The organism is Amycolatopsis sp. 2-15, assembly GCF_030285625.1.
Classification (GTDB): Bacteria; Actinomycetota; Actinomycetes; order Mycobacteriales; family Pseudonocardiaceae; genus Amycolatopsis; species Amycolatopsis carbonis.
Genome location: NZ_CP127294.1, coordinates 4,087,562 through 4,110,822, shown reverse-complemented (window position 1 = coordinate 4,110,822; position 23,261 = coordinate 4,087,562). Strand labels below are relative to the sequence as shown.

Below are 23,261 nucleotides of genomic sequence, written 5' to 3'. Positions count from 1 at the left end.
TCTCCTTGGCGGGATGGGTGCGGTGGTCGATGTCGCGTTTGCCGGGCAAGACGCGAAGCCCGGTACTGTGCCACCGGACCGTCGGCGGTTCCTCACCCGAAACGAGTGATACGCATTGCTTCCTCGTGCTCGCCGGCTACAGCGAGCGCGACAGCGCGGCGATGAAGCCGTCGGTGACTTCGCGAGAGCGGACGGCCAGCCGGACGTGCCGGGGGCCGAGGCCGGGGAAGGTGTCGCCACGGCGGACGGCGTAACCCGCCTCGCGCAGCCTGGTCCGGAGGCCGTCGTCGGGGCCCTCGACGAGCACGAACGGTCCCCTCGGGTCGCCGAGCACGGCCAGGCCCAGGTCGGTGAGGTGGGAGACGAGGTAGTCGCGGTCGGATTCGGCGGCGGTGGCGAGCTTTTCCGCTTCTTCGAGGGCGGCCGAGCGGCAGCAGGCGGCCGTGGCGACGGCGGCGAGCGTCGAGACCGACCACGGCGGCTGGACCGAGCGCAGGCGAGCGAGGACGTCGGCCGGGCCGAGGACGTAACCCGCGCGCAGGCCGGCGAGGCCCCAGGTCTTGGTGAGGCTGCGGAGCACGACCACGCCGTCGAGCGAGTCGCCCGCCAGGCTCTCGGCCTCGCCGGGTATCGCGTCGAGGAAGGCCTCGTCGACTACAAGCAGGCGGCCCGGCCTCGGCAACGTCCGGAGCACGGCAGCGGGGTGCAGGACGGACGTCGGGTTCGTCGGGTTGCCGACGAACACCAGGTCGGCTTCGTCGGGAACCACCGAGGGGTCCAGCACGTAACCGTCCGAAGCGGACAGAACCACCCGCGAAACCTCGTGCCCCGCGGCGCGCAACGCGGCTTCGGGCTCGGTGAACTGCGGGTGCACGACCACCGCGTGCCGCGGCTGCAAAGCCGAAGCCAGCAAGGTGAACGCCTCGGCCGCCCCCGCCGTGACCAGCACCTCGTCGAGCGGACGGCCGTGCCGCGCGGCCACGGCAGCCTGCGCTGCCGACGAGTCGGGGTACGCGGCGAGACTGTCCACAGCGGACACCAGCTCCCGCCGCAACCACTCGGGCGGGCGCGGCAGCCGGACGTTCACCGCGAGGTCCACCAGCCCCGGCCCGACTTCACGGTCGCCGTGGTGGTGCAGGTCGTAGTCCGGGGAGTCAGCCACGCGGAGGCACCTGGGCATAGGCACGGACGTGGGTGGCGAACCGCTCGGCCAGCTCTGGATACCCAGCCCAGTGCACGTGCAGGTAGGACGCGTGCAGCGAAGCCGACGCGAACCCGTCCGCCATCCGCTCCCAGCCCCACGCCGGCGACGGGCCGGCCCCGGGCGTCAGCTCCGTCCGGTGGAACTCGTGCCCGGTCACGCGCTGTCCCGCGACCGCGAGCACGTTGTCCGCCAGCGAAACGGCCGTCCGGTACCCGAGTTTGCCGCGCTTGGTCATCACCGCTGTCGCGTCCACGACACCGGCCATCGGCAGGCCGTCCAGCTCGCGGCACAGGTACAGCAGCCCCGCGCACTCCGCGCTCACCGGCATGCCCTGCCCGACCGCGTCCGCCACCGCCGTGAGCAGCGGCTTGTTCGCCGACAGCTCCGCCGCGTGCACCTCCGGGAACCCACCGCCGAAGTACAACCCGGCGCAGCCCTCGGGCAACCCCTCGTCCCGCAGCGGATCCACGTCGACGACGTCCACGCCGAACGAGGCCAGCAGCTCCACGTTCTCCGTGTACCGGAACGTGAACGCCGGCCCGGCCGCCGCGGCCACCACCGTCCGCGGTCCCGCGAAGTCACCCGGCGGTGTCCACACCGGACCGGTCAGCGGCGGCGCCGCCCGCGCGACCCGCACCACCGCTTCTAGATCCACGCCACCGGCCACCCACGACGCCAGCTCCGGCAGCACCCGCTGCGAGTCGGCCGCGCGTTCGGCCGCGGGCACCAGTCCGAGGTGGCGGCTGGGTGCGTGCACGTTCTCGTTGCGTCGCAACGCACCCAGCAGCGGAACGCCCGTGGCCTCCAACGCGGACGCGATCTCGTCCTCGTGGCGCTGCGAGCCCAGTTTGTTGAGGATCACGCCGGCGAGGCGCACGCGCGGGTCGTAGTTCGCGAACCCGAGCACGGTCGCCGCGACGCTGCGCGAAGCGGCCGAAGCGTCGACCACCAGCACCACCGGCGCGTCGAGTACCCGGGCGACGTGCGCGGTAGACGCGTAACCCTCCGTGCCGAGCGCGCCGTCGAACAGTCCCATCACGCCTTCGATCACGGCGAGGTCCACGCCCTCGGAACCGTGGCGCAGCAAGGGAACCAGCCGGTCCTCACCCTGCAGGAACGGGTCGAGGTTGCGCGCGGGACGGCCGGTGGCCAGTGCGTGGTAGGACGGGTCGATGAAGTCGGGCCCGACCTTGTGCCCGGACACGCGGTGCCCGGCCGCGCGCAACGCCGCCATCAGCCCCGCGGCGATGGTGGTCTTGCCGTGCCCCGAGCCGGGCGCGGCGATGACCACCCGCGCTACCACTCGATCCCCCGCTGCCCCTTCTGGCCCGCGTCCATGGGGTGCTTGACCTTCGTCATCTCGGCCACCAGGTCGGCGGCCTCGACGAGCTCCGGCGGCGCGTATCGGCCGGTGATCACCACGTGCTGGTGTCCGGGCCGGGAGACCAAAGTGGACACCACGTCGTCGACCTCGAGCCAGCCCCACTTGAGCAGGTAGGAGAACTCGTCGAGCACGTAGAAGTCGTGCGTCTCGGCGGCGAGGCGGCGTTTGATCTCGGCCCAGCCCTCGCGCGCGTTGGCGGCGTGGTCCTCGTCGGAGCCCTGCTTGCGCGTCCAGCTCCAGCCCTCGCCCATCTTGTGCCACTCGACGGGCCCGCCTTCGCCGGTCTCGTCGTGCAGCTTCCCGAGCGCGCGGAACGCGGCTTCCTCGCCGACGCGCCACTTCGCCGACTTCACGAACTGGAATACCCCGATCGACCAGCCCTGGTTCCACGCGCGCAGTGCCATGCCGAACGCGGCGGTCGACTTGCCTTTCATCTCACCGGTGTGCACAGCGAGCAGCGGGCGGTTGCGCCGCTGGCGTGTAGTGAGCCCGTCCTGCGGGACGACGGCCGGTTTCCCCTGCGGCATCAGGCAGCCCTCCCGGTGTGATCACGAACCGCGGCGGCGAGCGTCTCGGCCGCCACCTCGGCGAGCGGCACGTGCTCGGCGCCGAGGTGCCCGGCCAGCTCCGCCGCGAGCCCGAGGCGCATCCGACCGCTTTCGCAGTCCATCACGATGGTGGTGACGCCGGCCAGCAACCCCGCCGCGGCCTGCGAACGTGCGACGGCGTCGGCCCCGCTGGTGGCGCGTCCGTCCGTGACGAGCACCAGCAACGGACGCCGGCGCGGATCCCGGATCGCCTCCACGCTCAGCACGCGCGCGGCTTCCAGCAGCCCTTCCGCGAGCGGCGTGCGGCCACCCGTCGGCAGTCCTTCGAGCCGGGCCGCCGCGGCCTCGACGCTGATCGTCGGCGGCAGCGCGAGCTCGGCCGCGTCACCACGGAAGGTGACGAGCCCGACTTTGTCGCGCCGTTGGTAGGCGTCCTGCAGCAGCGACAGCACCGCCGTCTTCACCTCACGCATGCGCGTGCGCGCGCCCATGGAGCCCGACGCGTCCACGCAGAACAGCACGAGGTTGCCTTCGCGCCCTTCGCGCAGCGCGAACCGCAGATCCTGCGTACGCACGAGAAGTCCGGGACCACGGCGACCACGGGACCGCTGGTGCGGCGCGGCGGCCCGCATCGTGGCGACGAGGTGCGGGCGGCCGTCGCGGACACTCGGCGGCTGGACCCCGATCGTGCGCCCGGTGTCGGTGATGGCCCGCGACCGGCGGCCGCGCTCGCCTTCGCCGGTGCCCTTGACACGAAATACACGCGCGCGGAACGTCTCGCCGGAGCCGACCGTGTTCTGCGGTCCGGAACCCGTTCCGTCGCCGGGTTGCGGCTGCTGCTGCGGCGCCGGCTGGTCCCCCGGCGGCTGCTCACCTTCCGCGGCCGGCGGCTGCCCACCCGAGCCGGGCCCGTCGTCCTCCGGGCCAGGCCCTGGATCTTCGGGCGGCTGCGCGTCCTGCAACGCCTGTTCCAGTTGCTCCTCGGAAATCCCCGGCGCGTCGAACGGGTTGCGGCGGCGCCGGTGCGGCAACGCGAGCCGCGCGGCCACGCGGACATCCTCGGTGGTCACTTCGTTGCGCCCGGCCCACGCGGCGTGCGCGACGGCCGTGCGTGCCGTGACGATGTCGGCCCGCATCCCGTCCACCTCGAACGACGCGCACACCTCGGCAATCTGGCGCAGGGCGTCGTCGGGCAGCTTCACCGCGGGCAAAAGCCGTTGCGCTGCTTCGATGTCCGCGGCCAGCGCTGAGTCCTCGGCGGCGTACGCGGACGCGAACCCGTCGGGATCCGCCTCGTACGCGAGGCGCCGGCGGACCACCTCCACGCGTTGCTCCGGCTCCCGGCTGGAGGCGACCTCGACGGTCAGCCCGAACCGGTCCAGCAGCTGCGGCCGCAGCTCGCCTTCCTCGGGGTTCATCGTGCCGATCAGCACGAACCGCGCCGCGTGCGACACGGACACACCCTCGCGCTCCACGGTCGCGCGGCCCATCGCGGCGGCGTCGAGCAGCGTGTCTACGAGGTGGTCGTGCAGGAGGTTGACCTCGTCCACGTAGAGCAAGCCGCGGTTCGCCGCGGCCAGCAGACCGGGCTGGTAGTCCGTGACGCCCTCCGACAGCGCCTTCTCCAAGTTCAACGACCCGACGACCCGGTCCTCCGCCGCGCCGACGGGCAGCTCCACCAGCCGCGCCGGCCGCCGGTGCGCGGGCGCGTCCGCGGGGTGCGGACCGTCCGGGCAAACGGGGTCGGATGCCGCGGGATCACACGAGAACCGGCAGCCGTCCACCACGTCGAGCTGGGGCAGCAGGCCGGCGAGCGCGCGCACCATCGTCGACTTCGCCGTGCCCTTCTCGCCCCGCACCAGCACGCCGCCCACAGCGGGTGAGATCGAGGACAGGATCAGCGCCAGGCGCAGGTCCGGCATCCCGACGACGGCGGTGAACGGGTACGGCTTCAAGAGCTCTCCTCCTGGTCGGCGTCCGGCCGATCATCGCACAGGAAACGCGTCGTCTAGCGTGGGCGGACGTGCGCGAAAAATCACGCCTGCCGGTGGTCGGGATAGGCGCCGACGGCTGGGCCGGGCTGGCCGAGCGGGCAAGGAAAGCCGTGCTCGAAGCCGACGTCGTGCTCGGTGCGCCGAGGCAGCTCGCGACGCTGCCCGAAGGCGTCCGCACGCAAGCCTGGCCAAGCCCGTTGCTGCCCGCGCTCGACGACGTCCTCGCCGAGCACGCCGGGCGCCGCGTCTGCGTGCTGGCCAGCGGTGATCCCCTGCTCTCGGGCATCGGCACGACGCTACGCGACCGCGGTCACGAGATCGAGGTGCTGCCCGCAGTCTCGTCGGAGACGCTGGCCCGCGCTCGGCTGGGCTGGTCGTTCGAGGAGATCGAGGTCGTCACCGTCGTCGGCCGGGCCGTGGACCGCGTCACCCGGGTGCTCGCGCCGCGCCGGAAAGTGCTGGTGCTCGGCGCGAACGCGGCCGGCCTGCGCGAGCTGCTGCGAACCCGCGGTTACGGCGAATCCACCCTGACCAGCCTCGAAAACCTCGGCGCCGAAGACGAGCGCATCGAAGACGGCTGGACCCACGTACCCGGCCCGCTCACCGTGTTCGCCCTGGTCTGCGCCGGCCCCGCGCTCCCGCTCACCGGCCTGCCCGACAGCGCCTTCGAGCACGACGGCCAGCTCACCAAACGCGACGTCCGCGCGTCCGCGCTGGCCCACCTCGCGCCAGTGCCCGGCGAGCTGCTCTGGGACGTCGGCGCGGGCGCGGGCAGCGTCGGCATCGAATGGTCGCGTGCGCACCCGCTCAACCGCGCGATCGCGATCGAACGCGACCCCGCGCGCGCCGAGCGCATCACCCGCAACGCCGCCACGCTCGGCGTCCCCGAACTGCGGGTGGTCACCGGCCCGGCCCCCGACGCGCTGGCAACCCTCCCCCACCCCGACGCGGTCTTCATCGGCGGCGGCCTCACCGTGCCCGGTCTGCTCGACGCCTGCCTCGCCACCGGCGCCCGCGTGGTCGCCCACGGGGTCACGCTGGAGGCAGAGCAGATCCTGGCGAACGCCTACGCGAGCCGGGGTGGTGAGCTGACGAGGATCGCCGTCGACCACGCGCAGCCGCTCGGCGGGTTCACGGGGTGGACCCCGTCGCGCACCGTGACGTCCTGGAGTTCGAGATGACCGTTCACTTCATCGGCGCCGGCCCCGGCGCGGCCGACCTCATCACCGTCCGTGGCCGCGACCTGCTCGCGCGCTGCGGCGTCTGCCTCTACCCAGGCAGCATGACGCCAACCGATCTGCTCGCGTACTGCGCACCCGAGACCGAGCGCGTCGACACCGCGAACCTGAGCCTCGACGAGATCGTCGAACGCCTGATCACGGCCCACCACGCCGGTCACGACGTCGCACGCTTGGTCTCCGGCGACCCGTCGCTCTACAGCGCGGTCGCGGAAACCGTGCGCCGCCTCGACGCCGCGGCAGTGCCCTACGACATCGTCCCCGGCGTGCCCGCGTTCGCCGCGTCGGCCGCCGTGCTGGGCCGCGAGCTGACCGTGCCCGGCATCGGGCAGAGCCTCGTGATCACGCGGGCCCAGGCGAGGTCGACGGCGTTGCCCGAAGGCGAGACGCTGGCGAACTTCGCCCGCAGCGGCACCACACTGGCGCTGCACCTGGCGATCAACCACATCGAGCGCGTCACCGAGGAGCTCGTGCCGTTCTACGGCGCCGACTGCCCCGCCGCCGTCGTCGCGCTGGCGAGCCAGCCAGGCGAGACCGTCGTGCGCGGCACGCTCACCGACATCGCCGCGCAAGCCCGCGAAGCCGGGATGACGCGCGCGGCCACCATCTTCGTCGGCCGGGTGCTCGCCGCCGGAGGATTCCCCGACAGCTTCCTGTATTCGAGCACCCGAGACCGCGCGAGCCAACCGGAGTCACTGTGACCGACCTACGCTGGGGCCTGCTGGCCGCCGGATCGATCGCCGCCGATTTCGCAGCCGGCGTCGAACGCAGCAAGCACGGCACGCTGGAGGCCGTCGCCGCCCGCTCGGCCGACCGCGCCCGCGAGTTCGCCACCCGCTTCGACATCCCGAAGGCCTACGGCGCCTACGAAGACCTGCTCGCCGACCCGGATGTCGACGCCGTCTACATCGCCACGCCGCACCCGATGCACGCCCAGTGGGCGATCCGCGCCGCCGAGGCCGGGAAGCACGTGCTGTGCGAGAAACCGCTCACAGTCACGGCCGCCGAGGCCGAGAAGGTGATCGACGCGGCGCGCCGCCACGACGTCTTCCTCATGGAGGCGTTCATGTACCGGCTGCACCCGCAGACGCGCCGGCTCGTCGAGCTGATCTCGTGCGGGGCGATCGGTGAGGTCCGCGCCGTCGACGTCTCGTTCAGCTTCGACACCGGCGCCAACGACGCCCCACGCCTGGCCGACCCGGCGCTCGGCGGCGGCGGGATTCTCGACGTCGGCTGCTACTGCACGTCGCTCGCGCGGCTCGTTTCGCAGGCGGCGACCGGTACCGAGGTCGTGGAACCCACCACCGTGACGGGGATGGCGCGGCTGACCGACCGCGGCGTCGACGAGTTCGCGATGGGCCTGCTGCGCCTGCCGGGCGACATCATCGCGCAGCTGTCGTGCGGCTACCGGCTCACGCAGGACGACCACATCCGCGTCTACGGCACCACCGGCCAATTGCACGTGCCGCAACCCGCGTGGCTGCCGCAGATGCGGCGCGCGACATCGTCGCAGATCGTGCTGACGCCGTCGGGCGGCGAGCCCGAGGTGATCGAGATCGAGGCGACGCAGAGCGTGTTCGCGCGCGAGGCAGACCACGTCGCCGCGCACGTGGACGACCGGCAGGTACCCGAGCTGACCTGGGCCGAGACGATCGCGAACATGCGCACGCTCGACCGCTGGCGCGCGGCCGTGGGCTACGGCGGATGACCGTGCTGGTCCTCGGCGGCACGGCCGAGGCGCGGGCGCTCGCGGCCGAACTGCACGCGCGCGGGGTCGCCGTGGTGTCGTCGCTCGCCGGGCGGGTCGCGCGGCCGCGGCTGCCGGCCGGTGAGGTGCGCGTCGGGGGTTTCGGTGGGGTCGAAGGGCTCTCGGCGTGGCTGCGGGAGCACGAGGTGGACGCGGTCGTCGACGCGACCCATCCGTTCGCGGAACGCATCGGTGCCAACGCTTTCGCCGCCACCTCGGCCGCCGGTGTGCCCCTGCTGCGGCTCGCCCGGCCCGGCTGGCAGCCAGGCGAAGGCGACCGCTGGCACTGGGCCGACGACCTCGAAGCCGCCGCCGAGCTGCTGCCCGGCCTCGGCTCCCGCGTTTTCCTGACCAGCGGACGACAAGGCCTCGCCGCCTTCGCCGGGCTCGACACGTTGTGGTTCCTCATCCGCTGCGTCGACCCGCCCGAGCCGCCGTTGCCGAGGCAACACGAGGTCCTGCTGAACCGCGGACCGTACGAAGTGGACGGAGAGCGCGCGCTGCTGGCCGGGCACCGCATCGACGTCCTCGTCACCAAGGACAGCGGCGGCTCGATGACCGCCGCGAAGCTCACCGCCGCCCGCGAGCTGGGCCTGCCGGTGGTCGTCGTGCGCCGCCCGCCGCGCCCGGCCACCGCCGAGGTCGCGGCGGTCACCGAAGCCGTGGATTGGGTGCTGCACCGATGATCGAAGAGTTCTACGAGGTACTTCGCCGCCGCCGCGACGTCCGCGGCGAGTTCACCGGCGAGCCGATCGACGACGCCGTGCTCACCCGCGTGCTCGAAGCCGCGCACGCCGCGCCGAGCGTGGGACTGAGCCAGCCGTGGGACTTCGTGCTCGTGCGCGATCCCGCCACCCGCGAGGCGTTCGCCCGGCACGTGCACGACGAACGCGACGTGTTCGCCGCCGAGCTGGCAGGCGAACGCGCTGACACGTTCTCCCGTATCAAGATCGAGGGCATCCGTGAGTCGACCCTCGGCATCGTCGTCACCTATGACGCCGAACGCGGCGCGCCCGCCGTGCTGGGCCGCCACGCGATCGCCGACGCCGGGCTGTACTCCGTCTGCCTCGCCATCCAGAACCTGTGGCTCGCCGCGACCGCCGAGGGCCTCGGTGTCGGCTGGGTGAGCTTCTACCGCGAGCCGTTCCTCGCGGACCTGCTGGGAATCCCCGGAGGCGTCCGGCCCGTGGCCTGGCTCTGCGTTGGCCCGGTAACTGCACTGGCCGAGGTTCCGGACCTCGAACGGCACGGCTGGCGCACTCGCGCGCCGTTGACGAACGCCGTGCACCACGAACGGTTCACGCCTCGGGGCGAGGGCCCTGCCTAGCCCCTTCGGCCGACCGGATAGCTTTCCCGGATGCGTCCGATTGCCGTAGCGCTGGGGTTGCTTTCGGCGCTATGCGCCCTGGCTTATCCGTTCCTGCCCGTCGTGCAGGACACCGCGCAGGTCGGCTGGCCGACCGGCTCCGACACCCGGTCCGTCAACGCGCCCTTGACCGGCTACTGGGCCCAGGACCTCGAGGCCGAGATCCCGTGCGCCACGATCAAGTCGCTCGACGCGCGCGCGAACGGTCCCGCGCTGCTGTTCGCGACGGTGCCGGACGGGCGCACGGACCCGCGCGCGGGCAACGGCGTCGGCCTGCAGCTGAGCGTGGACAACGGAGTGCTGCTCGCCTCCAGCCAGGGCCAGCAGATCGCGCAGCAGCCGCTGCCGCCGGCCGGCTGCACGGTGACGCTGAAGTCCGACGCCACGCAGATGACGCTCGCCGTCGCGGGCACGACGGTGTTCCACACGACCGGCGACGTCCGCCCCCGCGTGGTCGGCCTCTACTCGTCGATCAGCTCCGCGAAGGACCCGATCACGGGCCTGCACGTGACGATGGTGCCGGACACCCGCTACCAGACTTCGCCCACGGCGTTGAAGCTCGGCGTCGGCATCCTCGGCGCGCTCGCGTTCCTCGCCTGCCTCATCGCGGTGTGGCGCATGGACTCCGGGTTCGCCCGCCGCGCGCCGCGCTGGGCTCCGGTGGGCTGGTGGCGCCTGACCGGCCGCGACGCCACGGTGATCCTCGCGCTCGGCGCGTGGGTGTTCATCGGGCCGGTGACCTCGGACGACGGATACATCCTCACGATGGCCAGAGTCACCGAGTCCACGGGGTTCCTGACCAACTACCACCGCTGGTTCGGCGTCGCGGAGGCGCCGTTCGGCTGGTTCTACCACCTCTACGAGCTGATGACGCACGTCAGCACGGTGCCGCCGTGGATCCGGCTGCCCTCGTACCTGGTGGGCGTGATCAGCTGGCTGCTCATCAGCCGCGAGGTGATGCCCCGGCTGGGCACGCAGGTCCGCGGCAGCCGCGCGGCGGGCTGGGCCGCGGCGGCCGTGTTCCTCGTCTGGTGGATGCCCTACAACAACGGCGTGCGGCCCGAGCCCGTGGCCGCGCTGGGTTCGCTGCTCGCGATCTGCGCGGTGGAGCGGGCTCTGGTGACGCGCCGGCTGCTGCCGCTGTGCCTCGGCCTCACCGCCGCCGCGTTCACCCTCGCCGCGACGCCGACGGGGCTGATCGCGGTGGCGCCGTTCCTGGTCGCCGCGCGGCCGTTGTTCAAGCTGGTGCGCCAGCGCGCGGCCGGTGGCTGGCTGCCGATCCTGGCGCCGATCCTCGCGTCCGGGCTGCTGGTGCTCGTGGTCGTGTTCGCGGACCAGACGTTCGCGACCGTGCAGGAGGCCACGCGCATCCGCACGCAGGTGGGGCCGAACCTGTCGTGGTTCCAGGAGCTCGCGCGCTACCAGCTGCTGTTCGAGAACCTGCCCGACGGGTCGGCGCCACGGCGGTTCCCGGTGCTGCTCGTGGTGCTGTGCACGGTCACGTGCCTGGTCGTGTTGCTGCGGCGGGGCCGGATCCCGGGCGCGGCGCTCGGGCCGAGCCGCCGGCTGATCGGCACCACCGCGTTGTTCTTCCTGTTGCTGGCGCTCACGCCGACGAAGTGGACGCACCACTTCGGCGCGTTCGCGGCCGTCGGCGCGTCGATGGCCGCGCTCACGGCATTGGCGACGAGTTCGACAGTGTTGCGGTCGAACCGCAACCGGGCCACGTTCCTCGCGGGGCTGCTCGTGGTGGGAGCACTGGCCGCGACGGGGCCGAACACGTACTGGTTCGTCTCGCGCCTGGGCGTGCCGTGGACCGGGCTGGCGCCGTCGATCGCCGGGATCTCGCTGTCGACGATCCTGCTCGTGGCCGCGGCGGTCGCGGGGATCTACGCGTTCGTGGAGAACATCCGCGCCCACCGGCCGGGTGCGCCCGCGCCGCAGGAAAAACGGGGCCGGTCGCTGCGGCTGGGTTCGCTGTCGCTCGTGGTCGTGTGCGGCCTGGTCGCGGCCGGCGAGTTCTACACGATGGCGGCGGCGATCTACATCCAGCGGGGCAGCTACAGCCTGGGCGCCGCGAACGTCGGGCACCTGTTCGGCAAGAGCTGCAACCTCTCCGACCACGTGATGGTGGAGACCGACGCCGCCAAGAGCGTCCTGCACCCGCAGCCCGAGCAACGGACGGTGCCGGCGAAACAGGAGGAATCGCCCCTGCCCAACCCGGACCCGGACAACGGCCAGGTGCAGACCGGTTTTCACCCCCGTCCCGTCGAAGAGGACGACCCGCTCGCCGAGCCCCCGCACGGCTTCACGCCCGACACCGTGCCGATGTGGAGCAGCTACTTCGAGCAGAACCGCGCGGGCCGGCTGCGCAGCGAGTGGTACGCGCTGGCCGAGAAACCGGCCGACGGCCAGATCGTGATCGCGACGGCGGGCCAGCCCCGCCGCCCGGCGTCGGTGAGCCTCGACTACGGCGTGGTGACAGCGCAGGGCGTGAAGGTGCTGCGCAGCCAGTTCGCCCTCCCGCCCGGCGCGGGCACCGGCGGCTGGAACGACACCCGCATCAACCTGCGCGACCTGCCGCCGCAGGCCACGTCGGTGCGCGTGGACATAGTCGACAACGACCTCACCGAGGACGGCTGGATCGCCGCGTCCGCTCCGCGCGTGCCGACCTTCACGACGCTGACGGACAAGCTCGTGGGCAAGTCCGTGTACATCGACTGGCCCGCGTCGTTCGTCTACCCGTGCGCGAACCCCGTGACCTCCCACGACGGCATCTCGCAGGTCCCCGACTACCGCATCACGGCCGGCGCGCTGGCCGACGAGGCCCAGTGGGCCTCCAGCACCAACGGCGGCCCGATCGGCTGGCTCGAGGAGGTAGCGAAGGAACCCGAGGTGCCCAGCTACCTGATCGGGCAGCCGAGCCAGTCGTGGGGCCAGCTGCTGCAGGTGGAACCCTTCAGCGAAGGTATTGCGCCCACGGTGCAGCACGGCCGCAAGACGGTGTGGGGCTGGTGGTCACCGGGTCCCGGGCCGGGGCAGCCGAACGGCAAGGACCCCACGCGCTGAGGCTCCTCGGCCCGCGGGTGGGTGGAGCAAGAGCGCCCCAATGTGGCGTTCGGTGCGCCCAACGCACCCCATGCGGCATTCGGTGCGCTCAACGCACCCAACGCCGCATGGGGGCGCTTTGACGAAGGTGACCGCCGTGGCTAGGTTCGCAAGCGTGTCTGATACCCCCCGACTGCCCGGGTTGTCGTTGGCCGAAGCGGACCAGCTGGTGAACACGGCCCACGCCGTCGCCGCCGAGCGAGGGTTCGCGCCGCTGGCGGTGGCCGTCCTCGACGTCACCGGCGAGGTGATCGCGCTGAAGCGCGCCGACGGCGGCAAGCCCGTGACCAGCCGCGTCGCCGTAGCCAAGGCCCGCACCGCGCTGCGCATGCTCATGCCGTCCGGCGAAGTCACCCTGCCCGGCGAGGTCGTCGGCCCGCTCCAGCACTCCTACGGCGGCGACTTCGTCGCGCGCGCCGGCGGCATCCCGATCACCGACGGCGACGTGGTCGTCGGTGCCATCGGTGCATCGGGTGCGCAGAGCGCGCAAGACGAAGAAGCCGTCCGCGCCGCCGTCGAACGCCGGGCGGCTCAGGCGTAGGTGCGCGGAGTCCAGACGACCGAGGTGCCGTCCGGGCCCTGTTGCGCCACCGTTTTCGACGAGCCCACGATGAGCAGGCACCGCATGTCCACAGTGGACGGGTCCAGCTCGCCCAGCGTGGTCACCGTGATCCGTTCCTCCGGCCCGCCCACGTCACGCGCCACGACGACCGGGGTGGCCGGTTCGCGGTGGCGCAGCAGCACTTCCCGCGTGGTGGCGAGCTGGGTCGTGCGGGTGCGCGAAGCCGGGTTGTACAGCGCCAGCACCAGATCCGCTGCGCCCGCGGCGTCGAGGCGGCGTTCGATGACGTCCCACGGCTTGAGGCGGTCCGAAAGGGACAGCACACAGTAGTCGTGACCGAGCGGGGCGCCGACGCGGGAGGCTGCGGCCTGCGCGGCCGTCACGCCGGGGACGATGCGCACGCGCACCCCGGCGCCGCGGCCGGCGGCGACCTGTTCGAGCACCGCGGAGGCCATCGCGAAGACACCCGGGTCGCCCGAGGAAACCACGGCGACCCGGCTGCCCGCGGCCGCCAGCTCCAGGGCTTCCACCGCACGATCGGCCTCGACCCGGTTGCCCGACGCGTGCCGCTCCTGGCCGGCGCGCTGGGGTACGCGGGCGACGTACGGCCCATAACCCACGATGTGCTCGGCCGCGGCCAGTTCTGCCGACGCTTCGGGCGTCAGCCACTCCGGACCGGCCGGGCCGAGGCCGACGACCACGACCTCGCCGCCTTCAGGAACCGCGGCGGCGACGGGAGCGACCACCGCCGGCTCACCGTCCACACGGGACGCATAAGCCGGGCTCGGCAGCAACGCCAGGGAGAAGTACGGCACCGTCGAAGGATCGACGTCGGCCAGGGGTTCGATCCGCTGCTCGCCCCACGTCGCGCGCTCGACGAACCACGCGTCCTCCAGCTTGCCCGCCTCGGCGAAGGCTTCGCGGACGGAACCGAAGGTGCGGCCCAGCTTCAGCACGGCCGCGGCCTGCGTGTCGGCCAGCCGGCGCGCCAGCTCGGGCGCCGGCAACGTGCCCGGCAGCACCGTGAGCACCTCGTCGCGCTGCACCAGCGGGCGGCCGAGCACCGACGACGCCGCGCTCACCGACGTCACCCCGGGCACGACCTCGGCCTCGAAGCGGCCGGCGAGCCGCTCGTGCATGTACATGTAGGAGCCGTAGAAGAACGGGTCGCCCTCGCACAGCACGACGACGTCGCGCCCCGCGTCGAGGTGTTCGGCCAGCTTCTTCGCGCTCAGCTCGTAGAAATCGGCGATCGCACCCTCGTAGCCACCCGGGTGGTCGGTGGTCTCCGTGGTGACCGGGTAGACCAGCGGCTCCTCCAGCTGGCCCTCGCGCAGGTACGGCGCGGCCACCGAGCGCGCGATGCTGCGGCCGTGGCGCGCGCTGTGGTAGGCGATCACATCGGCCTCGCCGATCAGCCGCGCGGCCTTCACCGTCATCAGTTCCGGGTCGCCGGGGCCGAGCCCGACGCCGTAGAGGCGGCCGGTCATTCGACCACGCTCGCGATCGCGTTGACGGCCGCCACGGCTATCGCGCTGCCACCCCGGCGCCCCTGCACCACGAGGTACGGCGCCGGCGCGCGCTTCACCAGCTCCACTTTGGACTCCGCCGCGCCCACGAAACCCACCGGCACGCCGATGATCGCCGCCGGTGCCCCGACGCCCTCTTCGAGCAGCTCCAGCAGGCGGAACAACGCGGTGGGCGCGTTGCCGATCGCCACCACCGAACCCGGCAGCCGGTCGCGCCACAGCTCCAGCGCCGCGGCCGACCGCGTGGTGCCCATGCGCTCGGCGAGCCCCGGCACGCTCGGGTCGTCGAGCGTGCACACGATGTCGTTGGCCGCGGGCAGCCGCTTGCGCGTGATGCCGCTGGCGATCATCTTCGCGTCGCACAGCACCGGCGCGCCCGCCTCGAGCGCCGCGCGGCCCGCCTCGACGACGTCGAGCGAGTAGCGCAGGTCGTCGACCAGGTCGACCATGCCGCAGGAGTGGATCATCCGCACCGCGACGCCGGCGACGTCGTCCGGCAGGATCGCCAGGTCCGCCTCCTCGCGGATCGTGGCGAACGAGTGCCGGTAGATCTCGGCACCGTCGGCCAGGTAGTCGATCACGGGTTTTCCTTCCTCACCAAGGATTCCGCCAGGCGGGACGCCGCCAGCAGGCGTCCGCCGACACGGTAGCCGCCGGCTTCGGCGACCACGTCGAGGTGGGGGGCCGATGGCCGCCCGCAGCGCCGTGCACAGCCCGCCACGTGCGCGCGAACCCCGGCCGGGACCAGGCGCGCGGCGTCGGCGCGCACGTCGGCCAGCGACTTCGCGCAGCCGGGACGGCCGATGCAGGCGGTGATCTCCAGCGCGGCGGGGTCGGTGCTCAGGCCGGCCGTGTTCAGGCGCGCGACGGCGTCCGGCGTGGCGTCCGGCAGCACGATCGACCGCCACGGCGTGACGACGGCATGGCCGGCGAGGCCGGTGTGGTCGGCGAGAGCCCGCAGCTGCGCGGCCGTGAGCTGCCCGAACCGGGGCGCGAAGCCGACGCCGTGGTCGCCGAGCGGCCCGACCGTCAGGTCCACGCGCGCCGGGCGCTCAACCGGTTCCGACCGCGGTCCCCGGGGCAGCAACGCGGTGGGATCGGGGAGCTCCGCGATCCGCCAAGCCGTCCCCCGCCGGGCGGCGAACTCACGCGCGACAGTCAGCAACGCGGCCACAGCCTCGCCGCGCGGCACGAACCAGCCGGTCTCCACGCCCGCTAGCAGCACCGTGCCCGCGTCGGACGTCACCGCGCGCCAGCACACATCGGCGCCTTCACCCGCGACGTCACCCCGGCCGTCGTCGAACGCGAACAGGAACCGCCCCGGCAGCTCGGCCAGCTCCGGCGCGGCGCACAAAGCCACGTCCAGCTCCCCCGCCAGCCCGCGGACGTCGGCGGTCCCGCCGTGCACTCCGCTCAACGGCGAGGCCAGCACGTTGCGCACGCGCTCGTGCGTCGGCGAAGGCAACAACCCGGCGGCCATGAGCCTCGACGCGAGACCGGGCCGCGTCACGCCACGCAGCTGGACGTTGCCGCGTGAGGTGAGGTGCACGTCGCCGTCACCGAGGTCTTCGGCGCAGGAAGCCAGCACCCGCAACCGCTCCGCGGACACGACCCCGCCGGGCAGGCGAACGCGAGCGAGCGGTCCGTCCGCTGCGTCGTGCGTGGCGAAGACCCCGGGACAGGCGTCGGCGCGTACGCGGGCAGGGCTGGACATGCCGCTCACTGTAGCTGGCGGCAGATTCAGCAGCCTTGCGATCGTATGTAGTAGGTGTGCTACATTTCGTCGCACACAAACGATGGGGGTGGATTCGGTGAGGAATCCAGAGGAAGTCGTGCTGCGGGTCGCGGACCTGCGCATGAGATATGGCACCAACGACGTGCTCCACGGCGTCGACTTCAAGGCCTATCGCGGCGAAGTGCTCTGCCTGCTCGGGCCGAACGGCGCGGGCAAGACGACCACGATCGAGATCCTCGAGGGCTTCCGGATGCGTTCGGCCGGCGAAGTCGAGGTGCTCGGCACTGATCCCGCACGCGGTGGTGAGGACTGGCGGGCGCGGCTGGGGGTCGTGCTCCAGTCCTGGCGTGACCACGGGAAATGGCGGGTGCGCGAGCTGCTGGCACACCTCGGCGAGTACTACGCGCCCTACTCCACCGCCACGATCCGCCGGCCGTGGGACACCCGCGAGCTGATCGACGCGGTCGGGCTCACACCGCACGCGGACAAGAAGATCCGGCAGCTCTCCGGTGGGCAGCGGCGCCGGCTCGACGTCGCGATCGGCATCGTCGGCCGGCCCGAGCTGCTCTTCCTCGACGAGCCGACGGCGGGCTTCGACCCGGAAGCGCGGCGCGAGTTCCACGACCTCGTGCACCGCCTGACCGACGACGAGGACACCACGATCCTGCTCACCACCCACGACCTCGACGAGGCCGAGAAGCTGGCCGACCGGATCCTCATCCTCAACGGCGGCCGGATCGTCGCCGACGGTTCGGCCGACGAGCTCAGCCGCCGGATCTCCGGCGAAGCCGAGGTGCGCTGGTCCGTCGACGGGCAGTACTTCGTGCACTCCACCACGGAGGCCACGAAGTACGTGTTCGAGCTCTTCAAGCAGCACGGTGAGGCCGTGGCCGACCTGGAGGTCCGCCGCGCGTCGCTGGAGGACACCTACATGACCCTGGTGCACCGCGCCGAGGCCGGACTCGTGGAAGCGGGTGTGTGATGACTGCGATGACCACGCCGATGGCGTTCGCCGCGGCCGCGAAGCGAAGGGCCCTGCGCACCGGGGTGCGCCGCGGGCTGACCGAGTTCCGCCAGCAGTGGACCAACCGGGACGACGTGCTCGGCCAGGTGGTCTGGCTGGTCCTGATCCTGACCACGCTCTTCTTCATGCGCGACGCGCACCTGCCCGGCACGTCGTTCTCGCTGGGCACCGCGACCGTGCCGAGTGTGCTCGGCGCCGGGATCGTGTTCAACGGCCTCTCGGGCGCGGCCGGCCAGCTCGTGATCGACCGCGAGGACGGCACGCTGCTGCGGGCCAAGGCCACGCCCAACGGCATGCTCGGCTACCTCCTCGGCAAGATCGTGTCGCTCTCGCTCATGCAGGTGGCCGGCCTGGTCGTGGTGCTGGTGCCGTGCCTGTTCCTGTTCTCCGGGCTGGCCTCCGACGGCGTGTGGTCGTGGCTGAACCTGCTCTGGGTCCTGGTGCTCGGGCTGCTGGCGACGCTGCCGCTGGGCGCCCCGATCGGCTCGCTGATCCGCGACCCGCGGGCGATGGCCCTGGTCATGCTGCCGGTCACGGGCCTGACCGCGATCTCCGGCATCTTCTACCCGATCACGGCCCTACCGGTGTGGGTGCAGGACGTGGCCCAGGTGTTCCCGATGTACTGGCTCGGCCTCGGCATGCGCTCGGCGCTGCTGCCCGATTCGGCGGTGGTGGTGGAGATCGGGCAGTCGTGGCGGCCCTGGTGGACCCTCGGCGTGCTGGTCGTGTGGTCCGTGATCGGATTGGCGCTGGCCCCGGTCCTGCTGCGGCGCATGGCGCGGCGCGAGTCCGGGTCGTCGGTGGCCGAACGACGGGAGAGGGCGCTGCAGCGTGTGTGATCCGCGGTGAGCGAGAACGTCTACAACCGCATCGCGGTGCTGCGCGCCGAGCGCGGGATCTCGCGCCGGCAGCTGGCCGGCGCGCTCGGCGTGCACTACCAGACGATCGGCTATCTGGAACGCGGCGAGTACAGCCCGAGCCTCTACCTGGCGCTGCGGATCGCGGAGTTCTTCGAGGTGGCCGTGGAGGTGCTCTTCTCCACCGAGCCGTTCCCGCGGATCGGCGACCGGTCGGCGTAGAACGGATGGGGTGACCGCCCACCTGCGCGCCGCCGAGGACCTCATCGACCACCTCTCGCCGGAGGCCAACCGCTACAAGGCCTCCGGCGAGCCCGACGTCGTGAGCTGGACGCGGCCGTGGCGCAACCACTCGCAGTGCGCCTCGTTCCAGACCCAGCTGCTCAAGCACGTCTACGACTGGGCCGACGACGACTTCTTCACCAGGCACTTCCGCTCGGTGAGCCCGCCTTCGCGCACGTACCGGTGGGTCTTCGAGCAGCGGCAGGTGCCGCACTTCGCGCGGGTGGACACCGTCGCCGACCTGCGGCCGGGTGATCTCGTGGTCGTCGACTACGGGCACCGCCGGCCGACGAACACCGGGCACATCGCCCTGGTGCGGGGCACGCCCGTCGTGGACGAGGACAAGTCCTACGTCGTGCCGGTCGCCGACTGCACGGCCGATCCGCACGGCAAGTCACCCGAGTTCCCCGACAGCCGCTCCCCCGCAGGTCAGGGCGCCGGCTACGGCCACCTGGTTTTCCACGCCTCGGCGGAAACGGGTGGGTTCGCGGGTTACGCGTGGAGCGTCACGGCCCAGCGGTCCTACCCTGTGACCGAGCGGCCGATCGTGGCCGTGCGCGTGGTCTGAGACGTCACCTTGACGCGGGCTCGCGCGCCCGTGAGAGTGAGTGACGAACCACGCGTCGGCAGGTGGAGGAACCCGGTGAGAGTCCGGGACGGTCCCGCCACTGTGACCCGGAGTGATCCGGGGAGCCAGGAACTCCCGCCGGCGCGACCGACGACCCGGGGCGCGGACACCCCGAGTGAGGAACGCCGTGATCCTGCTGCTGTCCACTTCGGACACCGATCTGCTCAGCGCCCGCGCGTCACAGGGTGAGTTCCGGCTCGCGAACCCGGCCCGGCTCGACGTCGCGGACCTGCCGGGGTTGCTGGACGGCGCGCCGATCGTGGTGGTCCGGATCCTGGGCACGCCGCGGTCGTGGCAGGAGGGCCTGGACACGCTGCGCGCGTCGGGCTCGCACGTGGTGGTGCTGGGCGGCGAGCAGACGCCGGACGCGGAGCTGATGAAGCTCTCCACCGTGCCGGCGGGTATCGCGGCCGAGGCGCACGCGTACCTCGCGCAGGGCGGGCCGGAGAACCTCACGCAGCTGCACCGGTTCCTGTCCGACACGCTGCTGCTGACCGGCGACAGCTTCGAGCCGCCCGCGCAGCTGCCGTCGTGGGGAGTCCTGGAGCGTGCTTCTTCGGGTACCGCCGACGGGCCGGTGGTCGGGATCCTCTACTACCGCGCGCACCACCTGTCCGGGAACACCGCGTTCGTCCACGCGCTGGGCGACGCGATCGAGGCCGCGGGCGGGCGGGCGCTGCCGATCCACTGCGCGTCGCTGCGCAACCGCGAGCCGGAGATGATGGCCGAGCTGGGCCGCGCCGACGCGCTGTTGGTCACCGTGCTGGCCGCGGGTGGCACCCGCCCGTCGGAAGCCGGGGCCGGTGGCGACGACGAGGCCTGGGACGTCGCCGAGATGGCCGGGCTCGACATCCCGATCCTGCAGGCACTGTGCCTCACCAGCGACCGCGCGACGTGGTCGGCGAGCGACGACGGCCTGTCGCCGCTGGACGCCGGCAACCAGATGGCCGTACCTGAGTTCGACGGCCGGCTGATCACGGTGCCGTTCTCCTTCAAGGAGTTCGACGAAGACGGCCTGCCCCGGTACGTCGCGGACGCCGAGCGCGCCTCGCGGGTGGCCGGGATCGCGCTGGCGCACGCGCGGCTGCGCCACACGCCCCCTGCGTCGCGGCGCATCGCGTTGATGCTCTCGGCGTACCCGACGAAGCACTCGCGGGTGGGCAACGCCGTGGGGCTGGACACGCCGGCGTCGGCGATCAAGCTGTTGCGGCTGATGCGTTCGCAGGGTTACGACCTGGGCGCCGACGCGTTCCCCGGCGTCGAGCCGACGGGCACCGACCAGCCGGACGGCGACGCGTTGATCCACGCGCTGATCGCCGCCGGCGGGCAGGACCCGGAGTGGCTGACGGAGGAACAGCTGTCGGGCAACCCGATCCGCGTCCCCGCGGCGCGGTACCGCGCGTGGTTCGCCGCGTTGCCCGCGGAGCTGCGCGAGGCGATGGAGGAGCACTGGGGGCCGGCGCCGGGTTCGCTGTATGTCGACACATCGGCAAATCCCGAGGGCGACATCGTGCTGGCGTCACTGCAGTCGGGCAACGTCGTGATCATGATCCAGCCGCCGCGCGGCTTCGGCGAGAATCCCGTGGCGATCTACCACAATCCCGATCTGCCGCCGAGCCACCACTACCTCGCCGCGTACCGCTGGCTGGAGGAGGAGTTCGGCGCGCACGCCGTGGTGCACCTGGGCAAACACGGCTCGCTGGAGTGGCTGCCGGGCAAGACGGCGGGCCTGTCCGCGTCGTGCGCGCCCGACGCCGTGCTGGGCAACCTGCCGCTGATCTACCCGTTCCTCATCAACGACCCGGGCGAGGGCGCGCAGGCGAAACGGCGGGCGCACGCCACGATCGTCGACCACCTCATCCCGCCGATGGCGCGCGCCGAGTCCTACGGCGACCTCGCGCGGCTCGAGCAGCTCATGGACGAGCACGCGAACATCGCCGCGATGGACCCGGCCAAGCTGCCGGCCATCCGCGCCCAGATCTGGACCCTCATCCAGGCGGCGAAGCTCGACCACGACCTGGGTGTCGCCCAGCGTCCGCACGACGCGGAGTTCGACGACTTCCTGCTGCACATCGACGGCTGGCTCTGCGAGGTCAAGGACGCGCAGATCCGCGACGGGCTGCACATCCTCGGCGAGGCCCCCGTCGGCGAGGCGCGCGTGAACCTCGTGCTGGCGATGCTGCGCGCCCAGCAGATGTGGGGTGGCAAGCAGGGCGCGGTGCCGGGGTTGCGTTCGGCGTTGGGGCTGAAGGAGAACTCCGACGCCCCGATGTCCGAAGTGGACGCGATCGAGGCTTCCGCGCGTTTGCTGGTCTCCGCGATGGAGACGCGTTCCTGGGCTGTTTCGGCCGTGCCTGCCGTGGTTTCCGAGGTGCTGGGCGCTGCGGACGCGGAAGTCTCGCGGGTGCTGACCTTCGCGGCTTCCGAGATCGTCCCCCGGCTGGCGGGTACCTCGGGTGAGATTTCCGCGGTGCTGCACGCGCTCGACGGCGGTTACATTCCCGCCGGTCCGAGCGGTTCGCCGTTGCGGGGCCTGGTGAACGTGCTGCCGACCGGACGGAACTTCTACACCGTCGACCCGAAGGCCATCCCGAGCCGCCTGGCGTGGGAGACCGGCCAGGCGCTGGCCGACTCGCTGCTGCGCCGCTACCGCGAGGACACCGGCTCGTGGCCGACGTCGGTGGGCCTTTCGGTGTGGGGCACCTCGGCGATGCGCACCTCCGGCGACGACGCCGCGGAAGTGCTGGCGCTGCTGGGCGTGCAGCCGGTGTGGGACGAGGCTTCGCGGCGCGTCACCGGGCTGGAAGCCATTCCGCTGGCCGAGCTGGGGCGTCCGCGCATCGACGTCACCGTGCGCATCAGCGGCTTCTTCCGCGACGCTTTCCCCCACGTGATCACTTTGCTGGACGACGCCGTCCGCCTGGTGGCTGCCTTGGACGAGCCTTCGGACCAGAACTTCGTCCGGGCCCATGTGGCGGCGGACTTGGCCACGCACGGTGACGCTCGCCGCGCGACCACTCGCATCTTCGGCTCCAAACCGGGTGCCTACGGCGCCGGCCTGCTGCCGCTGATGGACTCCGGCAACTGGCGCGACGACAAGGACCTGGCCGAGGTGTATGCGGTGTGGGGCGGCTTCGCCTACGGCCGCGACCTCGACGGCCGCCCCGCACGCGAGGACATGGAGAGTTCCTACAAGCGCATCGTCGTGGCCGCCAAGAACACCGACACGCGCGAACACGACATCGCCGACTCCGACGACTACTTCCAGTACCACGGCGGCATGATCGCCACCGTTCGCGCGCTGACAGGCTCCGCGCCCGCGTCGTACATCGGCGACAGCACCACCCCGGACGCCGTGCGCACCCGCACCCTGGGCGAAGAGACGGCCCGCGTGTTCCGCGCCCGCGTGGTCAACCCGCGCTGGCTCTCGGCCATGCGCCGCCACGGCTACAAGGGCGCCTTCGAACTCGCCGCCACGGTGGACTATCTCTTCGGCTTCGACGCCACCGCCGGCGTCGTGGGCGACTGGATGTACGAGAAGCTGTCCGAGTCGTACGTGCTGGATGCGGAGAACCAGGAGTTCCTGCGTCAGGCCAACCCGTGGGCCCTGCGCGGCATCATCGAGCGCCTCACCGAAGCCGCCGACCGCGGCCTCTGGTCCGAGCCCGACCCCGCCCTGCTGGCCCAACTGCGCGACGTCTACCTCACTCTGGAAGGCGACCTCGAAAGCCAGTAACCCGCTCCACCGCGGCCCCGACGGTGCGGCCCTCACCTACCGCTCCGTCGGGTCTGGCCGGACCGCCGTCATTCCCGGCGGCCGATCACCCAACTCGCCCATCCTCCGCGCCTGGCCGGACCGCCGTCATTCCTGGCCAGGCCGATCACCTGACTCGCGCATCCTCCGCGCCTGGCCCCGGACCGCGTCGATCATGACCCCGCTCGATTGCCGGCAGTTCGCGCTTCACCGTGTCGCGCAACCAAGCCCCGCACTCCACTTCCCAGTCCGCCTTGGCGTTCGCGATCTTGCTCGCCGTGCGTCGCGGTCTTCCCGCCGG

Annotated in this window: 19 protein-coding genes and 1 riboswitch; of the genes, 12 read left to right on the top strand and 7 right to left on the bottom strand. The window is 72.3% G+C overall.

Features of this window, described 5'->3' with window-relative positions; genetic code table 11:
- Window positions 1–136: 136 nt before the first annotated feature.
- The 4 genes from cobC to QRX50_RS20390 are packed head-to-tail and all read right to left on the bottom strand — an operon-like array spanning window position 137 to window position 5,091.
- Window positions 137–1,180 (bottom strand): Rv2231c family histidinol phosphate aminotransferase CobC, encoded by a 1,044-nt coding sequence (gene cobC / locus QRX50_RS20405; protein ID WP_434533293.1) that lies wholly within the window; start codon window positions 1,178–1,180, stop codon window positions 137–139.
- Window positions 1,155–2,507, bottom strand: coding sequence for a cobyrinic acid a,c-diamide synthase CobB (locus QRX50_RS20400; protein ID WP_434533292.1), 1,353 nt, complete (start codon window positions 2,505–2,507; stop codon window positions 1,155–1,157). The genes cobC and QRX50_RS20400 overlap by 26 nt, the downstream gene beginning before the upstream one ends.
- Window positions 2,501–3,115, bottom strand: a complete 615-nt coding sequence (cobO, locus tag QRX50_RS20395; protein ID WP_285973515.1) for a cob(I)yrinic acid a,c-diamide adenosyltransferase — start codon at window positions 3,113–3,115, stop codon at window positions 2,501–2,503. The genes QRX50_RS20400 and cobO overlap by 7 nt, the downstream gene beginning before the upstream one ends.
- Window positions 3,115–5,091, bottom strand: a complete 1,977-nt coding sequence (locus QRX50_RS20390) for a putative cobaltochelatase (RefSeq protein WP_285973514.1) — start codon at window positions 5,089–5,091, stop codon at window positions 3,115–3,117. Before QRX50_RS20390 ends, cobO begins: the two co-directional genes overlap by 1 nt.
- A gap of 68 nt (window positions 5,092–5,159) precedes the next feature.
- Here QRX50_RS20390 and cbiE point away from each other — a divergent pair, with 68 nt between their 5' ends.
- The 7 genes from cbiE (at window position 5,160) to QRX50_RS20355 (ending at window position 13,130) form a co-directional block, all read left to right on the top strand.
- Entirely contained in the window at window positions 5,160–6,311 is a 1,152-nt protein-coding gene (cbiE, locus tag QRX50_RS20385; RefSeq protein ID WP_285973513.1) for a precorrin-6y C5,15-methyltransferase (decarboxylating) subunit CbiE, read from the top strand.
- Window positions 6,308–7,069 (top strand): precorrin-4 C(11)-methyltransferase, encoded by a 762-nt coding sequence (cobM, locus tag QRX50_RS20380; RefSeq protein WP_285973512.1) that lies wholly within the window; start codon window positions 6,308–6,310, stop codon window positions 7,067–7,069. Before cbiE ends, cobM begins: the two co-directional genes overlap by 4 nt.
- The gene (locus QRX50_RS20375) at window positions 7,066–8,076 is read left to right on the top strand and encodes a Gfo/Idh/MocA family protein (protein WP_285973511.1); all 1,011 of its coding nucleotides are present in this window, start codon (window positions 7,066–7,068) and stop codon (window positions 8,074–8,076) included. The genes cobM and QRX50_RS20375 overlap by 4 nt, the downstream gene beginning before the upstream one ends.
- A complete protein-coding gene (locus QRX50_RS20370; RefSeq protein ID WP_285973510.1) occupies window positions 8,073–8,801 on the top strand; it encodes a cobalt-precorrin-6A reductase in 729 nt (242 codons plus the stop codon). Before QRX50_RS20375 ends, QRX50_RS20370 begins: the two co-directional genes overlap by 4 nt.
- On the top strand, window positions 8,798–9,442 hold the full coding sequence (gene bluB / locus QRX50_RS20365; protein WP_285973509.1) for a 5,6-dimethylbenzimidazole synthase: 645 nt from the start codon (window positions 8,798–8,800) through the stop codon (window positions 9,440–9,442). The genes QRX50_RS20370 and bluB overlap by 4 nt, the downstream gene beginning before the upstream one ends.
- A 30-nt stretch (window positions 9,443–9,472) precedes the next feature.
- Window positions 9,473–12,550, top strand: a complete 3,078-nt coding sequence (locus tag QRX50_RS20360; RefSeq protein WP_285973508.1) for an arabinosyltransferase domain-containing protein — start codon at window positions 9,473–9,475, stop codon at window positions 12,548–12,550.
- 154 nt (window positions 12,551–12,704) lie between these two features.
- On the top strand, window positions 12,705–13,130 hold the full coding sequence (locus QRX50_RS20355; protein ID WP_285973507.1) for a GlcG/HbpS family heme-binding protein: 426 nt from the start codon (window positions 12,705–12,707) through the stop codon (window positions 13,128–13,130).
- Here the strand turns inward: QRX50_RS20355 and QRX50_RS20350 are convergent.
- From QRX50_RS20350 to QRX50_RS20340, 3 genes are read right to left on the bottom strand one after another with little or no spacing between them, the layout of a single operon-like run.
- Window positions 13,121–14,641 carry a precorrin-2 C(20)-methyltransferase gene (locus QRX50_RS20350; protein WP_285973506.1) on the bottom strand — a complete coding sequence of 507 codons (1,521 nt, stop codon included), beginning with the start codon at window positions 14,639–14,641 and terminating at the stop codon, window positions 13,121–13,123. The two genes, QRX50_RS20355 and QRX50_RS20350, sit on opposite strands and share 10 nt — an antisense overlap.
- Window positions 14,638–15,261 carry a precorrin-8X methylmutase gene (locus tag QRX50_RS20345; RefSeq protein WP_285973505.1) on the bottom strand — a complete coding sequence of 208 codons (624 nt, stop codon included), beginning with the start codon at window positions 15,259–15,261 and terminating at the stop codon, window positions 14,638–14,640. The genes QRX50_RS20350 and QRX50_RS20345 overlap by 4 nt, the downstream gene beginning before the upstream one ends.
- On the bottom strand, window positions 15,258–16,394 hold the full coding sequence (locus QRX50_RS20340) for a ferredoxin-like domain-containing protein (RefSeq protein WP_285973504.1): 1,137 nt from the start codon (window positions 16,392–16,394) through the stop codon (window positions 15,258–15,260). Before QRX50_RS20340 ends, QRX50_RS20345 begins: the two co-directional genes overlap by 4 nt.
- Before the next feature lie 142 nt (window positions 16,395–16,536).
- On the opposite strand from QRX50_RS20340, the gene QRX50_RS20335 reads away from it, so the two are divergent.
- The 5 genes from QRX50_RS20335 to cobN all read left to right on the top strand — a co-directional run bounded on the left by QRX50_RS20335 (window position 16,537) and on the right by cobN (window position 22,942).
- Window positions 16,537–17,397 (top strand): ABC transporter ATP-binding protein, encoded by an 861-nt coding sequence (locus QRX50_RS20335; RefSeq protein ID WP_285974515.1) that lies wholly within the window; start codon window positions 16,537–16,539, stop codon window positions 17,395–17,397.
- 8 nt (window positions 17,398–17,405) lie between these two features.
- Entirely contained in the window at window positions 17,406–18,278 is an 873-nt protein-coding gene (locus QRX50_RS20330) for an ABC transporter permease (protein WP_434533291.1), read from the top strand.
- Between the two features lie 6 nt (window positions 18,279–18,284).
- Window positions 18,285–18,518: a helix-turn-helix transcriptional regulator gene (locus QRX50_RS20325; RefSeq protein ID WP_285973502.1), complete on the top strand. Its 234-nt coding sequence runs from the start codon at window positions 18,285–18,287 to the stop codon at window positions 18,516–18,518.
- A 10-nt stretch (window positions 18,519–18,528) separates the two neighbouring features.
- Complete coding sequence (locus QRX50_RS20320; RefSeq protein WP_285973501.1) at window positions 18,529–19,146, top strand: hypothetical protein; 618 nt, start codon at window positions 18,529–18,531, stop codon at window positions 19,144–19,146.
- Window positions 19,147–19,189: 43 nt separating this feature from the next.
- Window positions 19,190–19,299: riboswitch (cobalamin riboswitch) on the top strand.
- Window positions 19,300–19,333: 34 nt separating this feature from the next.
- Window positions 19,334–22,942 (top strand): cobaltochelatase subunit CobN, encoded by a 3,609-nt coding sequence (cobN, locus tag QRX50_RS20315; RefSeq protein ID WP_285974514.1) that lies wholly within the window; start codon window positions 19,334–19,336, stop codon window positions 22,940–22,942.
- The last annotated feature ends 319 nt before the right edge of the window (window positions 22,943–23,261 follow it).